The organism is Waltera intestinalis (assembly GCF_009695995.1).
GTDB classification, from domain to species: Bacteria; Bacillota; Clostridia; order Lachnospirales; family Lachnospiraceae; genus Acetatifactor; species Acetatifactor intestinalis.
The window spans coordinates 60,714-79,578 of sequence record NZ_VUMU01000011.1 but is presented as its reverse complement, the minus strand read 5'-3'; the positions used below and the strand labels follow the sequence as shown (position 1 = coordinate 79,578).

At 49.0% G+C, this 18,865-nt stretch carries 15 protein-coding genes; 3 read left to right on the top strand and 12 right to left on the bottom strand.

Annotated elements, in window-relative coordinates; all coding sequences use genetic code 11:
* Nucleotides 1-8 precede the first annotated feature (8 nt).
* The 10 genes from FYJ59_RS09675 to FYJ59_RS09630 form a co-directional block, all read right to left on the bottom strand.
* Nucleotides 9-983, bottom strand: a complete 975-nt coding sequence (locus FYJ59_RS09675) for a DUF4097 family beta strand repeat-containing protein (protein WP_154496645.1) — start codon at nucleotides 981-983, stop codon at nucleotides 9-11.
* Nucleotides 980-1,711: a DUF1700 domain-containing protein gene (locus tag FYJ59_RS09670; protein WP_154496644.1), complete on the bottom strand. Its 732-nt coding sequence runs from the start codon at nucleotides 1,709-1,711 to the stop codon at nucleotides 980-982. The genes FYJ59_RS09675 and FYJ59_RS09670 overlap by 4 nt, the downstream gene beginning before the upstream one ends.
* A gap of 27 nt (nucleotides 1,712-1,738) precedes the next feature.
* Entirely contained in the window at nucleotides 1,739-2,074 is a 336-nt protein-coding gene (locus FYJ59_RS09665) for a PadR family transcriptional regulator (RefSeq protein ID WP_022153827.1), read from the bottom strand.
* A gap of 132 nt (nucleotides 2,075-2,206) precedes the next feature.
* Nucleotides 2,207-2,827: a glycerol-3-phosphate acyltransferase gene (locus tag FYJ59_RS09660; protein ID WP_154496643.1), complete on the bottom strand. Its 621-nt coding sequence runs from the start codon at nucleotides 2,825-2,827 to the stop codon at nucleotides 2,207-2,209.
* 32 nt (nucleotides 2,828-2,859) lie between these two features.
* A complete protein-coding gene (locus FYJ59_RS09655) occupies nucleotides 2,860-3,990 on the bottom strand; it encodes an MGDG synthase family glycosyltransferase (protein WP_154496642.1) in 1,131 nt (376 codons plus the stop codon).
* Nucleotides 3,991-4,004: 14 nt separating this feature from the next.
* On the bottom strand, nucleotides 4,005-5,318 hold the full coding sequence (locus FYJ59_RS09650) for an alpha-amylase family glycosyl hydrolase (protein ID WP_154496660.1): 1,314 nt from the start codon (nucleotides 5,316-5,318) through the stop codon (nucleotides 4,005-4,007).
* Nucleotides 5,319-5,721: 403 nt separating this feature from the next.
* A complete protein-coding gene (locus FYJ59_RS14130; protein ID WP_235897985.1) occupies nucleotides 5,722-8,343 on the bottom strand; it encodes an ATP-dependent DNA helicase in 2,622 nt (873 codons plus the stop codon).
* Nucleotides 8,344-8,502: 159 nt separating this feature from the next.
* Nucleotides 8,503-8,727, bottom strand: coding sequence for an HPr family phosphocarrier protein (locus FYJ59_RS09640; RefSeq protein WP_118546804.1), 225 nt, complete (start codon nucleotides 8,725-8,727; stop codon nucleotides 8,503-8,505).
* 268 nt (nucleotides 8,728-8,995) lie between these two features.
* On the bottom strand, nucleotides 8,996-9,763 hold the full coding sequence (locus FYJ59_RS09635; protein ID WP_154496641.1) for a TIGR03915 family putative DNA repair protein: 768 nt from the start codon (nucleotides 9,761-9,763) through the stop codon (nucleotides 8,996-8,998).
* Nucleotides 9,760-11,061 (bottom strand): putative DNA modification/repair radical SAM protein, encoded by a 1,302-nt coding sequence (locus FYJ59_RS09630; RefSeq protein ID WP_148446526.1) that lies wholly within the window; start codon nucleotides 11,059-11,061, stop codon nucleotides 9,760-9,762. Before FYJ59_RS09630 ends, FYJ59_RS09635 begins: the two co-directional genes overlap by 4 nt.
* A gap of 230 nt (nucleotides 11,062-11,291) precedes the next feature.
* Here FYJ59_RS09630 and asnA point away from each other — a divergent pair, with 230 nt between their 5' ends.
* Nucleotides 11,292-12,302 (top strand): aspartate--ammonia ligase, encoded by a 1,011-nt coding sequence (gene asnA, locus FYJ59_RS09625; RefSeq protein WP_154496640.1) that lies wholly within the window; start codon nucleotides 11,292-11,294, stop codon nucleotides 12,300-12,302.
* Nucleotides 12,303-12,367: 65 nt separating this feature from the next.
* On the opposite strand, the gene FYJ59_RS09620 is transcribed toward asnA, so the two are convergent.
* Nucleotides 12,368-14,347, bottom strand: coding sequence for a hypothetical protein (locus FYJ59_RS09620; RefSeq protein WP_154496639.1), 1,980 nt, complete (start codon nucleotides 14,345-14,347; stop codon nucleotides 12,368-12,370).
* Nucleotides 14,344-15,471 carry an acyltransferase gene (locus tag FYJ59_RS09615; RefSeq protein ID WP_154496638.1) on the bottom strand — a complete coding sequence of 376 codons (1,128 nt, stop codon included), beginning with the start codon at nucleotides 15,469-15,471 and terminating at the stop codon, nucleotides 14,344-14,346. The genes FYJ59_RS09620 and FYJ59_RS09615 overlap by 4 nt, the downstream gene beginning before the upstream one ends.
* A gap of 275 nt (nucleotides 15,472-15,746) precedes the next feature.
* Between FYJ59_RS09615 and FYJ59_RS09610 the strand changes: the two genes are divergently transcribed.
* Both FYJ59_RS09610 and arcC read left to right on the top strand, forming a co-directional pair.
* Nucleotides 15,747-17,804: a methyl-accepting chemotaxis protein gene (locus FYJ59_RS09610; RefSeq protein WP_154496637.1), complete on the top strand. Its 2,058-nt coding sequence runs from the start codon at nucleotides 15,747-15,749 to the stop codon at nucleotides 17,802-17,804.
* A gap of 92 nt (nucleotides 17,805-17,896) precedes the next feature.
* Nucleotides 17,897-18,832: a carbamate kinase gene (gene arcC / locus FYJ59_RS09605; RefSeq protein WP_118692647.1), complete on the top strand. Its 936-nt coding sequence runs from the start codon at nucleotides 17,897-17,899 to the stop codon at nucleotides 18,830-18,832.
* Nucleotides 18,833-18,865: the final 33 nt, after the last annotated feature.

Genomic DNA, 18,865 nt, shown 5'->3' with positions numbered 1-18,865 from the left:
TGTTAAAATTACTTAAACTCCACCACAACGCTGCCCATAGCACATTCCAGCTCCATATTTTTAGAAGCGTTGTTGTTGATCTGTTTCTCCTGTGCCAGGCCGTTGTAACTGTCATCACCGACTTTCAGTTCACCCATACCGCAGCTTAAGTCGTAGTTGAAATCTGTCTGCGCTCCTGCCAGTGTCAGTTTCAGTTCTCCCATGGAGCACTCTCCGTCCAATCGTTCGGTCACATCTCCGGTCAGACGGATAGATCCCATTCCTACGGACACCTCTGCCACACGGCTGCTCAGTTCTTCTACTGTCATCTGACCGGCACCACAGTCTAACTCTGCCTGGTCAGCCTCCAGTTTCTCAAACGTCATCTTGCCGGCGCCCACATTGGCTTCCAGCGCCCCCGTCTGCAATTCCTCTACACTGAGGCTTCCGGCGCCCAGATCCAAAGAGGTATTTTCAAAATAATATCCCTCCGGCACGTACAGGCAGATGGAACCGCCCAGATTACCCTCACTGTTGTTGCTTGCTTTTGAGGTTCCGCAGATCTCCATCGTACCGCCTTCCACATATCCCTGGAACTTTCGCATTCCGTCGGCTTCTACCCGGAAGCAGTTGTCCTCCGACACCTGAATCTTCATGACACAGCCACCGGCCTGCACCTGTAGATCCGTGATGCCCTGGCTGTCATCCCCCAGAACATACAGCTCTATCTTTCCCGACTTTACTTCATAATCTGAGTCATAATCCACCTTGTCCTCCAGATCATAGTGCACATCGCCCATATTTTCCCGGATCTGCTCCGTCACACCGTCACTCCAGTCATCTACCTTTTCTTCGGAGATTCTTCCCAGGGTAACCGCTGACAGGATCTCCCCCGGCGAAAAATGCGTGGAGCCATTCCCCAGGCTTCCGCTCACCCCCAGGATCAGTCCCAATAATATAAATATCAACGCTGTGATGGCACAGCCCTTCATAAATTTTCTCATGCTTCTGCTTTACCTCTTTTCTGGAATAATCCTCCGATCCAACAACAGATCGCCGGTGTGGCGATTCCCGCCATGGCCACGGTCAGCATCAGGAACAGCAGTCCGATACCTCCGCAGATCAGTCCGGCACCGATCAGACACATTCCCACAAAGGGATGTGTAAACATACTGATGATCCCTGCTGCCACCAGTGCGATCAAAACCAGTATCAGTGCTGCTGCCGTTGCCCCGAAACCGATGATCAGTCCGAACCATCCGGCGATCAGCCCTGCTGCCACGCCGATACCGGCGGAAGCTGCTCCCAGGATCACCGGGGATGCCAAAATACATAAAATTACGATCAGCACGATCATACCGGTGGACATTCCTTCATTTTTCTGTGGAGATACCACCTGTGCCTGTGCAGTTTTCGGCGTATCACTCCGCCGGTTACGTTGTTCTCCATTACCATTTTCTGTCTGCGGATCTGCCGGATAAGTGATCACTGACCGGCTGTCTGCGCCTGCTGTCTGGTAGCTGTTCTCTCCGTACCCATTCCCGAAAATATCTTTTTTAATATTCTCCGCCACCTTCGCAGGATTCCCCAGTGCCTCAATAACATTCTGTTCATTCTCAGGTCCCGCATCGTTAAAATATTCATTATAATATTGTAACGCTTCTTCCCGCTCTGTAGCGGAAATATTTTGCAGCAGGCTCTCCAGCTGCCTCATATACTCCGTTCTGTTCATCCTACTTTTTCTCCCATCTGTGCATCTTTATGCCTCTGACCTCTTCACCGGTCTTCCCTCAAACAGTCCTGTGATCTTCCCGCTGTAGCTTCGCCACTCGCTTTCATATAAATGAAGCTGTGCCCAGCCCCTGCTGGTGACCTTGTAATAGCGTCTCGTCCTGCCGCTGCATTCCCTGTCATAGACCTCCAGGCATTCGTCCTTCTGTAGTCTCCGAAGCACGGGATACAGGGTGGATTCCGACAGTTCGATCACCTGCCGGACCTCCTGGGTGATCTTGTACCCATAGGTTCCTTCCGGTTCCCGGGCGACCACCGCCAGCACGATAGCATCCAGCAGAGCTGCTCCTGTATTAAAAAGCATCCTATCGCTCCTCTCTGAAATTTGCGGCTATCCGGCTTTCCTTACAATATTATATGCCGTATAGTATTGCTCTGTGGCTATACTATACGGCATATAATATCATGCGTCAATATAGAGAAACCGTAAGAAATTCTAAAGACTTTCCAAAGATTCCGTCGACTCCTCCAGAAGCTCCTGACGGATACTGTTTTTATGGATCACAATGGCAGAGATCAGAAGTGCTCCCCCAAATACCTGCCGTGGTATTCTCTGTATCATCAGCAGGACCGCTGCTCCCACGGCAAAACAAATGTAAGTGATACGGGTTCTTTTGGTGTGCGGTCTGATCAGAAGGGCAGAACCCAACAAATACAATATGATCAGCAACAGCAGCAGTTCCGGCTGTACCGGTGCCAGTCCGATCAACACGCCGAAGGATACCGCAATGGCTTTGCCTCCATTTCCATGATAAAACAGGGAATAGGCGTGCCCCAGTACCGGTGCCGCCATAATAAGCGGGAACCAGCTGTCTGTCACAAGCCCCCTGCCAACTGCCACGTATACCGGCAGTGCTCCCTTTAACAGATCTCCCAGCAGGCACAGGATCCCGACAGGCACTCCTGCGTATTTCATGGCATTGGCAGTCCCCGGATTGTGATCGTTGCTGACCTCAGTGACATCAATTCCTTTGATCCACTTCGGCAATGCCCTGCCGAACAATATACTTCCGCATAACAATCCGAAGACTGTCATTCCCAGTTCACGTATGATCATCTGTCTCTCCTGTCTGTCGTTTTCCTCTGTGTCTAAGCTTCCTCTTGTGCTGCTTCCTTTTGTCCGCAGATGAATTCACAGACTGCATCTGCTGCGTAAGGCTTTCCGTATTTTTCCTGACACTTCCGCATTTCGGCCTGTGCCTCCGGATCTCGCAGAAGCTTTAGTCCCTTTTGTATCACGGCATCTTCCGTATCTCCTGATGCAGACATCCCATGTTGTGTGAAAAAAGCAATATTACGATCCTCACATCCGGGGATCGGCTTAGTGTGTACCAATGCAACCTTCGCTGCCACCGCTTCCGTAGAAGTCAGTCCACCCGGTTTGGTGAACAGAATATCCGCCGCTGCCATGTAGAGATGCGCTTCCGGGGTAAAATCCAGTACATGCACCCGCTCTGTATCGGCATAGGTATCCCGGAGTGTCTTCTTCAGCTCTTCATTGGTTCCCCCCAGGATATACAAATGAGTATCCTCGCCGGTCTGCTCCACCAGCTTCGCCGTCATGCTTTCCACACGACCGTACCCCATGCTGCCCGTCATCATAAGGATACAGGATTTATCTACCGGAATCCCCAGCTGTCCTCGCGCTTCTCTTTTTCCCGGAAGCTGCAGGAACCTCTCCGATACCGGAATTCCCGTGGGAACCAGCTTCTCCGCAGGGATGCCGCGTTTGATGAACTCCGTCGCCAGTTCCTCATGCGGGATAAAATAGTAATCCACCTTTGTCTCCTCGGTAAAAGGGATACAGGTATAATCCGTGGCAATAAAATAAGTCTGTACGTCCAGCTTATGCTGTCGCAGCAGCCAGGTCATTGCCTCGGCCGGGAACAGATGTGGCATTACCACCGTATCATATCCGTTCTCTGTGATATAGCTGCACAGCTTATCCGCATACAAAGCGTTGGCAAAATACACCGGTGACTTTAATCTGGCAGACGAAATGGCCCTGCCTACCCTGTACGCTCCGGCGAACACCTTTTTCGCCCGGACCGTGCTCCAGATGTAGATCCGGCGTCCGTAAGCGCTGGCCTTGTCCGAAGCAAAATTCAGTACATCTGCCAACTCACAGGGAATGCCCCGTTTTTCAAACTGTTCTTTCACCGCTTTTGCAGCGGAATTATGTCCCTCACCGGTTCCGGTGGATAAGATCAGTACCTTCATAAATAAATTCTCCGTTAGTTTTCCATCCGCCAGAAATATGCACTGTACGCTGGCAGAAGGCTGCCGCCGCCAAAGTCATGTTTCTCTCCGGTGATCAGATCCACCGCTGTTCCACAGCCGGCATCAAAATGTGCCATGAAGTCCGCTCCGTCTGCATTGATGGCCACCATTACCCTCTCATGCTCCGACTTTCTCTCGAAAATACACTGCTTATTGGTCAACAGCACCGAACGAAAAGCTCCGTAATTCAATGCCTCGGAATGCTTTTTGGCTTCCGCAAGCTTACTGATCCAGTCACACAGACCATTCCACTCCGGCTTGTCAAAGCAGGGACGCAGCGCGGGATCCCCGTCTTCCTTGCGAGCCTTAAAGCCCCATTCACTTCCGTAATAAACACAGGGAATACCGGGCATGCCGAATGCCATGGCATAGATCAGGGGCAGATGATTCTCGTTATTTAAAATACTGGCCACACGGGTCACATCATGGTTATCCACGAAGGACAACAGGTGCTTTCCCTTATATAATGTCCAATTCTCCGGTCCGAACTGTCGCAGCAGAGAATGCACGATCTCAAACATATTCATGCTGTTGAAGCTGCTGTAAAGTCCCTTATAACACTCGTAGTTCGTTGCGGAATGCAACATCTGATCATTCATCAGGCGATTATAATCTCCGTGAAGCATCTCGCCTAATAAGAAGAAATCCTGCTTGTAGGCACCGGTCACTTCCCGCAGTCTTCTGACAAAATTCTCATCCAGGCTGTATGCCACATCCAGACGCAGACCGTCGATACCGAATTCATCGATCCAGCCCTTCACGCTGTCTAACAGGTAGTTCACTACCTCCGGGTTCTGCAGGTTCAGCTTCACCAGATCAAAGCAGCCTTCCCAGCCCTCATACCACAGTCCGTCGTTATAGTTGGAATTGCCGCCGAAATCGATGCGGTAGAACCAGTTCACATAGGGAGAGTTCTCCCGGTTTTTAATCACATCCTGAAACTGTGCAAAGCCTCTGCCCACATGATTGAACACACCGTCTAACACAACCCGGATTCCTGCCGCATGCAGTGCATCGCAGACTTCCTTAAAATCCTCATTGGTTCCCAGCCTCACATCGATCTTCCGATAATCCCTGGTATTGTAACCATGGGTATCCGATTCAAATACAGGAGAGAAATAAACGGCATTCACTCCCAGCTTCTGCATATGGGGGATCCACTCCTCCACACGTTTGATCTCATGTCTCTGTATTCCATCATTTTCAAAAGGAACTCCACAGAATCCCATAGGATAGATCTGATAAAAAACACTTTCATAAGCCCACATATTAGTCCCCATTCCTTTCTGCCTTAATTTCAGGTTGCCTTAATTTCATACTTTGTACTCATAATATTATGATGCCAGGGTCAAAAGGTCTAAGCCCACATGAGCTTGCTCATAGGTGGGTGAAAGACCTTAGGACCCGCCCCGATATGAGCATAAAAGTGGGATGCTGGGGCTTTTGACCCCGACATCATATTATCATTGACTGGTTCAGTACTGCTTGTATTTATTTGTCCACATCAATTCTTTTGCTATTATACACCATTTTTGATCCATCTGTCGTTTTTTTTTATGAAAAAGCTCAAATAATCCACAAAATCCACCGAGTTATCCACATATACACACGTGTCATATGTGGTTATGTGGATTGTCATGTTGTATATCAACTCTGTTATCATATCGAATGTCATCGTTGCTGCCACAACCAGGCGTCCCAAAATCGCTCCACCTTTTTAGCCACCGTATCCACGGTCACAGGCACTACCTGTTCCCACTCCCTGGGGAACATTCTGCGATAAGAATACTGCCTGAAACGCTCATCCAGCAGGACGATAATCCCCACATCTTCCGCGGTCCGGATGACACGTCCCGCCGCCTGCAGGACTTTATTCATTCCGGGATAACGGTAGGAATAATCAAAGCCGTTTTCCCCATTGTCATCAAAATAGTCCTTGAGGATTTCCCGTTCACAGCTTACCTGTGGCAGTCCGGTTCCTACTACGATCACACCGATGAGGCTGTCCTTTTTCAGGTCGATCCCCTCTCCGAAGATACCTCCCAGCACGCAGAACCCGATCAGTGTCTGTTCCTCTTCCTCCTCGATCTCCATTCCGATAAGGCTCTGCAGGTCGCAGTCCTCATTGCCCCGGAAGCGGTTCAGGAAGTATTCCCTCTCTTTCTCATTCATGGATTCCTGCTGTACCAGACATTCCTCTTCTTCTGTCATAAAATACTGCTCATAAATCTCATAAATATGCTCCATAAAGGAATAAGACGGGAAAAACACCATGTAATTGCCGTGCCGGTTCTTCACGACTTCATGAATATAGCGGGCAATATTGTAGTACTCCTCCCGGGATCTGCGGGTGAACTTGCTGGTCACATCCCCAGCGATCAGTATTGTACGCTTCTCGGGATCGAATACTGAGTGCGCATATACCTCATAGTCTTCCTTCTCGCCACCCAGCAGATTCTTGTAATACTGGATCGGCAGAAATGTGGCAGAAAACAGGATCGTACTGCGTCCCCTGAGCATGCATTCCTTCAGATTTTCCCTGGGATTCACACAGAACAGCTTCAGCTCAAAGCTTCCATCCTCACACATTCTGGTATATTTCACATAGTTTTCGTCCTGTCTTTCATAAATATCCAGGAAATGGCTGAGCTTGAAGTAGAAGTCCAGCAGGTTCTCCCTCACCTCCAGGCTGACCTTCTCCTGCTCCTCCAGATAATCGCTGATGATGCCGTGAAGCCTGGTCAGAGGCTGTACCAACATGTCTATGTCATCCACCAGCCGGTAGCCATCACAATCCCGCTTCATGGACAACAGCTGAGCGTTGCACTTCTCCAGCATCTGGCTGATCCGTTCCGCATAGCCTTCCCGCACAAAAGTACTTTTTCCATCGGATTTCTTCAGCTTATGCCCCTTGATATACAGAGAATCTGTTCCATCGCTCTCCTCCGGGATACTAACCTGTGGCAGTTGTTTTGACGCATCTGTCATTTCTAATGTCATTTGTCCGGAAATCTCGTCTTTATCGCGTTTTTTAAATGCTGCCTCCTCCATTTCCGACATGATTGTCTGTTTTATCTCCCGCTTCAGTTCCAACAGGTCTTCCTTCCGCAGAGGTGCGCTGTACATCTCTCTGCCCCGCTCTAAGAGATTATGTGCCTCGTCGATCAGAAAGACATAATCCCCCTGACTGCCGTCCCCGAAAAATCTCTTCAGATACACATGGGGATCAAAGAGGTAATTATAATCTCCGATAATCCCATCTGCGAACAGACTTAAATCCAGTCCGAATTCAAAAGGGCATACCTGATGTTTCAGGGCATACTCTTCTATTTTGCTTCTGGTAAAACTCTCTTCCTGGGTCAACAGATCATAAATTGCATCATTGATCCGGTCAAAATGTCCTTTGGCATAAGGGCACTGCTCCGGATTACATTCGGTACGTTCCTGAAAACAGATCTTCTCTTTCGCTGTCAGAATAATACTTTTGAATCGCAGTCCTTTCTCCCGCAACAGAGAAAAAGTGTCCTCCGCCACCGTACGGGTGATGGTCTTGGCTGTCAGATAGAACAGCTTGTCTCCCATGTCCTTCCCCATCGCCTTCACCGCAGGAAATATGGTGGATATGGTCTTGCCCACTCCGGTAGGCGCTTCCAGGAACAGTTTTCTCTTATGATAAATGGTCTGGTACACATAACTGACCAGTTCCTTTTGTCCGTCTCGATAATCAAAGGGGAATTGCAGTCCGGCAATGGACTGCTGTCTAAGCTCTCTCCACTGCCAGGTATAATCCGCCCATTTACGGTAATCACCGATCAATTGCTGAAACCATGCCTCCAGCTTCGCGAATTCATAATCTTCATAAAAATAACGGATATCTTCCGTCTCTATATTACAATAAGTCAGACGTACACGGATATAAGGCAGTTCCTTCTGCAGACTGTACATATAGGCATAACACTTTGCCTGCGCAATGTGCAGGGGTAACGGTGCCTTCAGCTTCGCCAGATCTCTGTAGGTTCCCTTGATCTCGTCGACGGTGGTCTCTCCGTTCTGTTCAATGATACCGTCCGCCCGTCCCTCCACGATGATAACATAGTTCTCCGTGGGATGGGTGTATTTCAGCGCCACTTCCGCCTGATACTCCGCGCCCATGCGGCGTTGGATCATGCGGTGGATCCGGCTGCCCTCCTGCATTGCATTCTCGGGTGAGCCCTGTCTCCTGTCATCGATGTCGCCACTGCGCAGAATAAACTCCACCAGATTACGTACCGATATTCTGACTTCTCCTGCCATGCGGCTTCACCTCCCTTGACAAATTCCTATCATAACCGCATGCCTGCGACTTGTTCCGGGCTGCACACTCTCACATGCCCGGTATACGAAAACTCCCCAGGTAAATAGTACTCTATCTTACCTGGGGAGTCAAATCACATTCTGTTATCACAAGATGTTTTAGCACGCGATCGCATACTGTCTCAACAGCTCTTCGAATTTATCATTGTAGCCGTCATAAGATACAGACAATGGCTTCGTGAAATCCAATCCATACACTCCAAGGAATGACTTGGCGTCGACTACGTATCTGTTATAGCATATATCAATATCAAAATCACACTTTGAAGCTACATCAACAAAATGCTTCACGTCTTCAGGTGTCAAACGGATCGTCTTTAACATTTCTTGTTCCTTCCTTTCAATAGTAAGTTCGATCGTAAGTAAAATAATACACCGGGTACTTTCCCCTCACGTCTGAAATCATTACTATTATAGCCAACCATCCCCAAATGTAAAGCGGTTTTTTTCTTCCAGAAAACGCACATTTTGGGCATTTTTACCAATCTGTTATCATTTTCACAATATATGTCCGCCGTATGGAAAACCTTTTCGGCGTTTTGTATATTTGTTGCGTTACCGCGGTAAAATATAAATCCCAATTTGGCGAAATCTACTGAAATTCCACCATATATTCTTGGAACCTGAGGGGCAGCATATTTCGTTGTAATTCCCTGTTTTCCCGCTCTTTTATAGCTATTGTATGACAGAAGGAGCGGAAAAGTTCCCGGTAATGCAGCTCCGCCGTGGACAGCTTCTCCGTCTTAGACTGTACTCTCTCCCAGGCATCCTTCCCCTGCAGCGTATACCATGGTCTCCCGGCGGGATGTACCCCGAACAGGTATCGCCCCGCATCAAACAGCAGAAAATCTTCCATGGGAAAACGGTCGGCGAAATGTACCATTAAAAAGGTCAGGATATTGTTCTTCGGTGCGATCTTTGAGTAGAGGATCGTATTCTCCAGTTCCTCAAACCGGGAAAACCCCTTCAGATGATGATACTCATTCCCGGCTGCCCTTGCCAGGCTGAAGGTCTGGTTCACATAGGTGTCTGCAATGGCATCCATAAGATGCCCCGCCGTACACTTCTCAGCCAGTCCCTTCGCAATGGTCCGGTATACCGCCTGTGCCTTCTCCGGCTTCGGCGATGCCAGTGCCAGACACAGGGTCTCATAATCTGCTTCCCCGAATCTGCGCTTTAACGTACGGATCACCTTGATCGTCTTCTCCGGATCCGGTATGACCTCCACCGACTCCGAGAACAGCAGGTTCTCCTCGATGGTGGTGACCATAGTATCCCGGATGATACAGTGATCTTCATAAGTATTATAAATAGCGGTGAAGATTCCCTCCAGCGAATCCTCACAGTGATAAATCTTCATATGATCCGTTTCTCCTCCTGCCGTACCCCGTTCGGGAACATCCCATCATCAAATAAAGTCATCTGCCGGTAACTCATACCGTCGCTTCCGAACCGGATCCGGTCCTTCGGATCCGTCAGATTCCGCACAATATAATCCTCCTCCAGCTTCGTAGGATACATCATCCTGCCGCTGCAGGTAATAAAATACACTGCCCGCTTTAATACCACTCCTAACTTCTTCAGATCCTGAAAAGTCAGCTTCGTACTCCGCCTGGCAGCAAGGATCCGCCTGGCGCTCTTCACGCCGATCCCCGGCACCCGAAGCAGATCCCCATAAGGTGCTCTGTTGATCTCCATCGGAAAACATTCCAGATGCCGCACTGCCCAGTCCTCCTTGGGATCTAACATGACATTAAAATACGGTCTTCTCTCATCCAACAGTTCCTCTGCCCGAAATCCATAAAACCGGAGCAGCCAGTCCGCCTGGTACAGACGGTGTTCCCGCAGAAGCGGTGGTCCTCCCGGAAGCGCCGGCAGGCTTTTGTCCTCGTTGACTTTTACAAACGCAGAATAGAAGACTCTCTTTAGCTCAAACTTCTGATACAGGCTCTCCGCCACATTTAAAATCTGATAATCCGTCTCCGGCGTCGCGCCAATGATCATCTGGGTAGACTGTCCGCCGGATACAAAGTGGGGACTCTTACGGTACAGGATCAGTTCCTCCTTATTCGCATGGATGCCGTTCTGGATCTGCCGCATGGGGGTCAGAATATTCTTCCGGTGCTTATTCGGTGCCAGTGTCCGAAGTCCCTCCGCTGTAGGGAGTTCCAGGTTCACGCTCATACGGTCTGCCAGGTATCCCATCCGCTGCACCAGCTCCGGATCTGCCCCGGGAATCGCCTTCACATGGACATAGCCATTAAAATGGTAGTGATTCCGAAGCAGCCAAATGGTCCGGTATAATAATTCCATGGTAAACGTAGGATCCTGTACAATGCCGGAGCTTAAGAACAGTCCCTCGATATAATTCCGTCGGTAGAACTCCATGGTCAGTGTACAGATCTCCTCCGGGGTAAAAGTGGCTCTGGGGACATCGTTGGACTTCCGGTTCAGGCAATATTTGCAATCGAAGATACATTCATTGGTCATCAATATCTTAAGTAAAGAAATACATCTGCCGTCGGAAGAAAAGCTGTGACAGATCCCTGCCTTCGCACAGTTCCCCATATGCTTCCCGTCTCCCTTACGCTCCACACCGCTGGACGTACATGCTACATCAAAACGAGCTGCATCCGTCAGGATCTCCAGCTTCTGCATGATGGACAATTCCCCATTTTGTATAAGATATTCCAAGTTATCACCGCCTCTTACCGAAAATTTCCAAAATCAGAACATTTGTTCTGTTATGTATCTAAATTAGCACATATGTTCGATTTTTGCAAGTGTTTTTTTCCGAAAAAAGGCTTGCAAAATCATGCGTTTCGCAGTTAAATAATATAGGAGTATTTTGTAACACAAGCCGCCAGGCGGCAGAATGAGAGGTCAGTATGTCAGATATTGTCATACCTAAAAATTATAAGTCTCAGCTGAACCTGTACGAGACACAGGTTGCCATTAAGACAGTGAAGGACTTTTTCCAGGGATTGTTAGCAGAGCGCCTGCACCTGCTGCGCGTATCAGCTCCTTTATTTGTGGATCCCACATCCGGACTGAACGATAACTTAAACGGTGTGGAGCGTCCTGTAAATTTCCATATTGCTGCGCAGGGAGACCGCGAAGCAGAGATCGTACAGTCTCTGGCCAAATGGAAGCGCTATGCCCTGCAGAAGTATGGTTTCAAACCCGGTGAGGGGCTCTACACCGACATGAGTGCCATCCGCCAGGATGAGACCACCGACAACATCCACTCTATCTATGTAGATCAATGGGACTGGGAAAAGATCATCACCAAGGATGAACGGAATCTTGAAACTCTGAAGGAGAACGTCCGCACCGTATACAAAGTTCTGCGCAAGACGGAGAAATATATGTCCATCCATTACGATTACATTGAGGAGATCCTTCCTCACGACATCTTCTTCGTAACTACCAGTGAACTGGAGGAAATGTTCCCTGATTATTCTCCGAAGGAACGCGAATACTACATTGCCAAGGCTAAGGGTGCTGTCTGCATCATGCAGATCGGCGAGACCTTAGAGAACGGCAAGCCTCACGATGGTCGTGCCCCGGACTACGATGACTGGTCACTGAATGCGGACATCGTGGTATATTATCCGGTCCTGGATATCGCTCTGGAGCTGTCCAGCATGGGTATCCGTGTAGACAAAAAGGCTCTGTTAGACCAGTTACAGAAGGCTGGCTGCCCCGAACGTGCCGAACTTCCTTACCACAAGGCAGTCATTAACGGTGAGCTTCCTCTTACCATCGGCGGTGGTATCGGTCAGTCCCGTATCTGTATGTTCTTCTTAAGAAAAGCTCATATCGGCGAAGTACAGTGTTCTCTGTGGTCCGATGAAGTTATGGAGACTGCAAAGGAGAACGGCTTACAGCTGTTATAAGACATTGAATTCAAACTTCAAAATCCCCGGAAGATGAAAATCTCCCGGGGATCTGTTTTCTGTTTTTATTCAAAAATCACAAATTTCTCATTTTCAAAGGTTTTCTCGTATCCATATGCATCCATGAACTCACCGATCAACAAAAGTTTGGCATTATTCACGATGAGACTCCGTTCTTTTTCCGTGGGCTGTAATGCCTCCAGATCATTCTCTCCCGCTTCCAGATATACAGCATATTTTTTCTCTAACAGTACCACCGGACGGTAAGTCGCATCCTCGTCCATCCGTTCCTGCATCTTATGCATATCCTCTTCCAGCTGTGCGATCTGATAGGAATCCAGATCCGGCCAGGGATTGAATGCCGCAGGCATCTGCAGATAATAGGACAATGCCGGGATCTGACCGTAGAGCAGCACATCCTTTCCCGCAAGTCCTCCGGTATTCACATACTCTGAGATCTCCTGCATCCATCCGGCGCGTTCCTCACTCATCCACACACCCTTCAAAGTCTCGTTATTGGTCACCTGCGCATTGATCTCCTGTACACCGGTACCCTCGGCAAATACAAAGCTTCTGCCAAACAGTCCCACCTGGATAAAAAATAACAGGAAAAAACCACCAAAGAGACATTTTGCAGGAATCGGGGATATGGTCATCCGCTTCCATCGGAAGCTTCCGGCATATTTGCAGAACCGGTAAAACTGCCAATACATATAAGGCAATGCCAGGAACAGATTGTTCATGCTGGGATAAAGCTTATTGTTACTTCCAAGAGAAGTGATCAGCACGATCAGGAAGATCAGTCCGCTGAGCAGCTTTTCCTCCCCCGGTGCGGAAGGCATGAATATCCGCCACAGCGTCACCAGGAGCGTCAGCGTTAAAAACGTTACACCGGGCCAGATAATAGCGCCGTAGTTCGTATATTCCGTAGCACAGAACCCCTGCCGGTACAGCCAGAATACCATGATCACAGCAAGTACCGCACTTACGACCCATTCCAGGATCCGCAGCGCCTTTTTTATCGTGTCTTTCCCTGCATAAGAGTCTCTTACACTAGTTGCGGCGAATTCCAAGAATCCCACCGCTATCATTCCCACGATCAGGAAGACGCACATCCTAAGCTCCCAGTACAGATTTTGGAGATACCAGTCGAACATCCCCAGGATCATGGATGCGGCGGTATAATCCGTTGCTACCTCCGTCATGGAAAACAGCCTCTGAATGCCTCTTACATACTCATCCATGCCATAGCGGATCTGAATGTAACCGAATAATACCAGCAGTGCAGTAAGATACCCCGCCAGGCACATACCGGTATCCTGCAACAGCTTCTTACGAAGCCTCCTGCCTGCTGCCTTTTTTCGTGCTTCCTTATTTTCCGTTTCCGCATTTCCCGCAACGTCAACACAATCCTGCGCAATGCTTTTTTGCTCTTCCAGCCAGCAGATGATTCCATATGCCCACACACCTACGATCATCGCCGCTTCCGGCAGATTGGAAAACCTTGCCAGCACGTTACAGCCCAGTGCCACCCCTGCGGCAAACAGTAAACCTCCTTTTCCCCGGGACAGTCCCAGATACAGACAGATCACGGAGATCAGGAAAAATATATAGGTCACATAATTATAAAAAGATCCCGTAGGGCACCAGCAGAAGCTTACCGCTGTAAATTCGCCCAAAAATGTAAGCCATGCCGGAATTTTCAACACTTTCGTACAAAAATAATATCCCAGGACTGCCAGCAGACTGATGCTTAAGCCCGTGTAAAAATTCATGCCGATCAACGTCTTCGCTCCGGGCAGCAGACTAAGAAAATGTCCGATGGCAGTGGTCAGATAAGTGGAAAACAGCCACATGGGATCCATATGCCGGGTTCCCATATATTCAAAGTTCGCATAACCATAGCCGGTATCCCACAGATCCAGCCCCCAGGCAATATGCCGCAGGGGATACAGTACCAGAACAGCCACGAACAAGAAATCCCAAAGGCGCCTCTGACTCTGACCGACGGCTCCCGCCATTTTATTTTTTACGTTATCTGTCACGGTGTTACCTCTCTTTTGAACATAGTATCTATGGTCTGTATTTTTTCCGTAAGAACGCGATAAGGACGAATGTGCAGGAATATCTTATGCAATCCGCTACAGATATTTTTGCGGATAACATCTACCAGAATTCCCAGTACAAATACCACGATCACTGCAATGGCAGTCCATAAAAGCAACGATACGGCACCGTCTATGCGATCCGAGCCCAGCCACTTCTGCCATACATAACGCACCCCAAGGTTCTCATGCAACAGATACACCCCTAACGTATAGGGTGCGATCTTCACCGCCACGCTGCCGATCTTCCCCCGGATGTCACTGTCCAGGAACAGGCAAAACAGCCCGACGGAAGCTAAGAACGGGAATATATGATTATATTCATAAGGAATCTTCAGAATCAGTTCCAGGCTGCCGGTCCGCAGATAAAATAAATGCAGCAGCATTGCCTCTCCGAAAGTTCCGATGACGCCGATCAGATACAGCAGCAGCGCCCGGGATTTTTTCTGTAAAAAAGGAATTCCGAATCTGCGAAGATAAGCGGCTGCACAAAACACGCACAGATACCAGATGCAGTCATAGCCTTTGCTGTCCTCCTCCAACCGGAAGGGCAGAATGGATTTTATCAGACAAAATGCAGCAAATAACAGCACCAGGGCCACCTGAAACTGCTGCTTCGTCATCCGTCTGAGCCCGATTCCCACGAAGGGTAACAGGATATATAAAAATACATACGCTGTCAGGAACCAGTAATGCCCCATGGTCACCGGGAACAATAATGTCAGATAATAATGCGTACTCACTTCCGCCGCGGGAACGATCCCTGTCACCACCGCCAGCACACCGATGCCCACAGAATACAGCCACAGCTGCAGCCACAACGTAAGCAGCCTGCTCAGTTTAAAAGAGCTTTCGCATAAAAAGTATCCACTGATCATCATATACACATTCACGGCTACGATACAGAATGCTTCCAACAGCCAGGCTGCCATATCCTGCACTGATAAAGGCGCCGTCAGATCCGGCAACAGTCCTCCCTTGCCCAGATAGTGCAGCACCACGACCATCATCATTGCCACACAGCGCAGTACTTCCAGATTTGCCATACGTTCTTTTTTCTGCATATCGATCCCTGTTTCCTTCCTGCCATTACTTCGTGCTGTGCACTCCCAAAATCCTACCCAAGGTCTTTCATCCACTTATGAGCAAACTCATGTGGGCTTAGACCTTTTAACCCTTGTATCATTATATTACTTTGTAACATATTATGTAAAGCAAAAGCGATTCTGCCTGACAAAGAGGCTTATTTAAGAAATCGTTTTCATATTGATGTAGATATTTAGATAAATTTTTGGTAAAATGTGTCTATCAATACTAATCTGCATCGGAGGTGTCTATTTTGACAAAAAATACCAAGAAAAACCCTATCCCTCTCTGGAAGCGGATACGCTTTAAGCTGATCTTTGCTTTTCTGATCCCTGTGGTCTTCATCATTGTCTTAGGCTTCGTATCCTATCAGAAGGCTACCACACAGATCATCTCAACCTACCGCGACTCCGTGGACCAGACCGTCAGCATGATGAATCAGTACCTGACGCTTTCTTTTGACATGGTTCAGTCCAACTACAAGGGATATATGAATGACGATATCCTGAAGCAGTATCTGAACGGTCTGTATGATAACGATGCCACTACCTTGTACAATACTCCAAACACCTATGAAGATACCTTTATCAAAGCTGTGACCACGGATGCCCTGCTCTCCAATATTTACGTGCTCTCTGACAAGGAGAAGACGATCTCTACCACGAAAACGAAGGAGACCGGTCTCTTAAGTGCGTACCTTGAAAGCTCCCAGGGTCAGATCTTATCTGCGGACAAGGCAAAATATTACCTTTTCGGCAACCAGTCCGAGGTCGATGCAAAGCTTGGCACGGATTCCTCCAAATACAGTGTCCGCCTCGCCAGATATTTCTCCAATGCTCCGGCGATCCTGGTCATTGATTTCAAACCGAGTGTCCTGGATACCTCCTTATCCTCCCTGGATGGCGGTGAGGGCAGTCTCGTAGGCTTTGTCACCTGCGATGGCAACGAATACCTCTCCTCCCGGTCCGATACAGCGGCAGAAAATACCTTTGTCGGCAAATCCTATGTAGATGAAGCATTTGCCTCTGAGGAAGACAACGGCTCCTCCTATGTGAAAGAGGCAGACGAAGAATATCTCTTTCTCTATTCCAAGATCGGTGCCCGTAATGCCATGATCTGTGCCCTGATCCCTCAGACAAATATCATCGGTCAGACAGCGGAGATTAAAAATGTGTCTCTGATCCTTGTCGTTGCAGCAAGTGCTGTGGCGATCTTACTGGGTTCTCTGCTGGCCGGGCAGTATGGCGGCTCCATCTACTATTTTATCCGCCGCCTGAAAAAAGTCTCTGACGGAGATCTGACGATTGAAGTCCACTCCAAGCGCAATGATGAATTCCAGCTATTAGCTGATGGCATCTGTGATATGATCGCACACATGAAGAAGCTGGTATCCGGGCTGAAGGATGTCAATGAAGAATTATCCCGGGCTGCCACCGATATGTCTGCGGCTTCCTCACATTTTCTGACGACCTCCCAGGATATCCAGAATCAGGTAGGTGAAATGCGCCAGGGTATTGAAAAACTGGATGAAAGCTCTGAGGACTGCCTGCAGCAGATGGACTCTCTGTCCGACACCATCGGCAGCGTATCCTCATATTCTGACCAGATCAGTGCGCTTGCAACCGACACCACCGCTGCGATCCATACCGGTATCGAATCCGTGGAACATCTGAAGGAGAATACCTCTTCCACCATGCAGATCACCTCCAACATCGTAGATACCATCGGCAGGCTGAACGAGAAATCCAAAGCCATCGGCTCCATCACTGAAGCCATTAATGAGATTGCAGAGCAGACCAACCTCCTGTCCCTTAACGCTTCCATTGAAGCTGCCAGAGCCGGCGAATCCGGAAGAGGGTTCGCAGTGGTCGCTCAGGAGATCCAGAAGCTGGCGGATCAGTCCCTGCACTCCTCCGGTGAGATCTCCCGGATCATCGAAGAGATTGAGATTACCACTGACGAAGCTACGCAGGTTGCCAGACAGGCCAAAGGCATTGTAGCGGATCAGAACCAGTCCGTCGGCAGTACCACAGACTCCTTCCGTGAGATAGATTCCAAGGTAACAGAGCTTCTGAAATTCCTACAGCAGATCAATGCAGGCGTGACGGAAATGGAGCACCAGCGCAGCACCACTCTGTCCGCCATCTCCGGTATCTCCGCAGTATCCGCAGAAACTGCTGCCGGGTCCTCCAATGTACAGACTGCTGCCGAAAAACAGCTGCAGGCCATTCAGGATCTGGACAAAGCCACTTCCGCACTGGCAGCCCGCTCAGAAGAGCTGACTACGATTCTGGAAGGTTTCATTGTATAGAAATGGCTATACACCCTGGAGAAAATATGTTATACTGATAACATCTTTTGACGAAGAAATTCTTAGGAAAATACATATAGAGAGGTAATCTTATGAGCAAAAAAAGCGTTGTCGTATCTCTGGGACATGATGCCCTGGGCTATACCACTACCGAGCAGTGGGATGCGGTAAAAGTAACCGCCAAGGCACTGGCAGACCTGGTGGAGGCAGATTATCAGCTGACGATCACCCACAGTAACGGTCCGCAGGTCAGCATGATCCATAAGGCCATGACCGAGTTACGCCGTGTGTACATCGACTATACCCCCGCACCTATGTGTGTCTGCTCCGCTATGAGCCAGGGTTATGTAGGCTATGATATCCAGAACTCTCTTCGTGCCGAGCTTCTGGACCGCGGGATCTCCAAGCCTGTCAGCACCATCCTCACCCAGGTCACGGTAGATCCTTATGATGAGGCTTTCTATGAGCCCACCAAAGTCATTGGTCGTTACATGTCCAAGGAAGATGCTGAGATTGAAGTAAAGAAGGGCAATTATGTCAAGGAAGATCCCGGCAAGGGCTTCCGCCGTGTCGTTGCTGCCCCCAAGCCTATCGATATCGTAGAGATCGAAGCCATCCGTGCGCTGGCAGCCGCAGATCAGGTAGTTATCGCCTGTGGCGGCGGCGGAATCCCCGTGATCGAGCAGAAGCATGCGCTGAAGGGTGCTTCCGCAGTCATCGAGAAGGATGCCATCGCCGGTAAGCTTGCTTCCGATTTAAGCTGTGACGAGCTGATCATCCTGACCACAGTTCCCTATGTCTATAAGAATTTCGGTAAGGAGGATCAGGCAGCACTGGAGACTCTCACCGTAGCAGAAGCAAAGGATCTGATCGCAGCAGGACAGTTCGAGGAAGGCACCATGCTTCCCAAGATTGAAGCAGCTATCTCTTATCTGGAGAAGGTTCCTGCCGGCAAAGTACTGATCACCTCCATGGATCATGTCAAGGATGCCATTAAGGGCAAGGCAGGCACTGTGATCACCGCATAATTTCATTCGTATGTAAAAGGAGATATCCATTGT

Coding starts and splice junctions, on each gene's coding strand:
- FYJ59_RS09675 (WP_154496645.1), bottom strand. CDS start 983: ATGAGAAAATTTATGAAGGGCTGTGCCATCACAGCGTTGATATTTATA.
- FYJ59_RS09670 (WP_154496644.1), bottom strand. CDS start 1,711: ATGAACAGAACGGAGTATATGAGGCAGCTGGAGAGCCTGCTGCAAAAT.
- FYJ59_RS09665 (WP_022153827.1), bottom strand. CDS start 2,074: ATGCTTTTTAATACAGGAGCAGCTCTGCTGGATGCTATCGTGCTGGCG.
- FYJ59_RS09660 (WP_154496643.1), bottom strand. CDS start 2,827: ATGATCATACGTGAACTGGGAATGACAGTCTTCGGATTGTTATGCGGA.
- FYJ59_RS09655 (WP_154496642.1), bottom strand. CDS start 3,990: ATGAAGGTACTGATCTTATCCACCGGAACCGGTGAGGGACATAATTCC.
- FYJ59_RS09650 (WP_154496660.1), bottom strand. CDS start 5,318: ATGTGGGCTTATGAAAGTGTTTTTTATCAGATCTATCCTATGGGATTC.
- FYJ59_RS14130 (WP_235897985.1), bottom strand. CDS start 8,343: ATGGCAGGAGAAGTCAGAATATCGGTACGTAATCTGGTGGAGTTTATT.
- FYJ59_RS09640 (WP_118546804.1), bottom strand. CDS start 8,727: ATGTTAAAGACGATCCGTTTGACACCTGAAGACGTGAAGCATTTTGTT.
- FYJ59_RS09635 (WP_154496641.1), bottom strand. CDS start 9,763: ATGAAGATTTATCACTGTGAGGATTCGCTGGAGGGAATCTTCACCGCT.
- FYJ59_RS09630 (WP_148446526.1), bottom strand. CDS start 11,061: ATGCAGAAGCTGGAGATCCTGACGGATGCAGCTCGTTTTGATGTAGCA.
- asnA (WP_154496640.1), top strand. CDS start 11,292: ATGTCAGATATTGTCATACCTAAAAATTATAAGTCTCAGCTGAACCTG.
- FYJ59_RS09615 (WP_154496638.1), bottom strand. CDS start 15,471: ATGCAGAAAAAAGAACGTATGGCAAATCTGGAAGTACTGCGCTGTGTG.
- arcC (WP_118692647.1), top strand. CDS start 17,897: ATGAGCAAAAAAAGCGTTGTCGTATCTCTGGGACATGATGCCCTGGGC.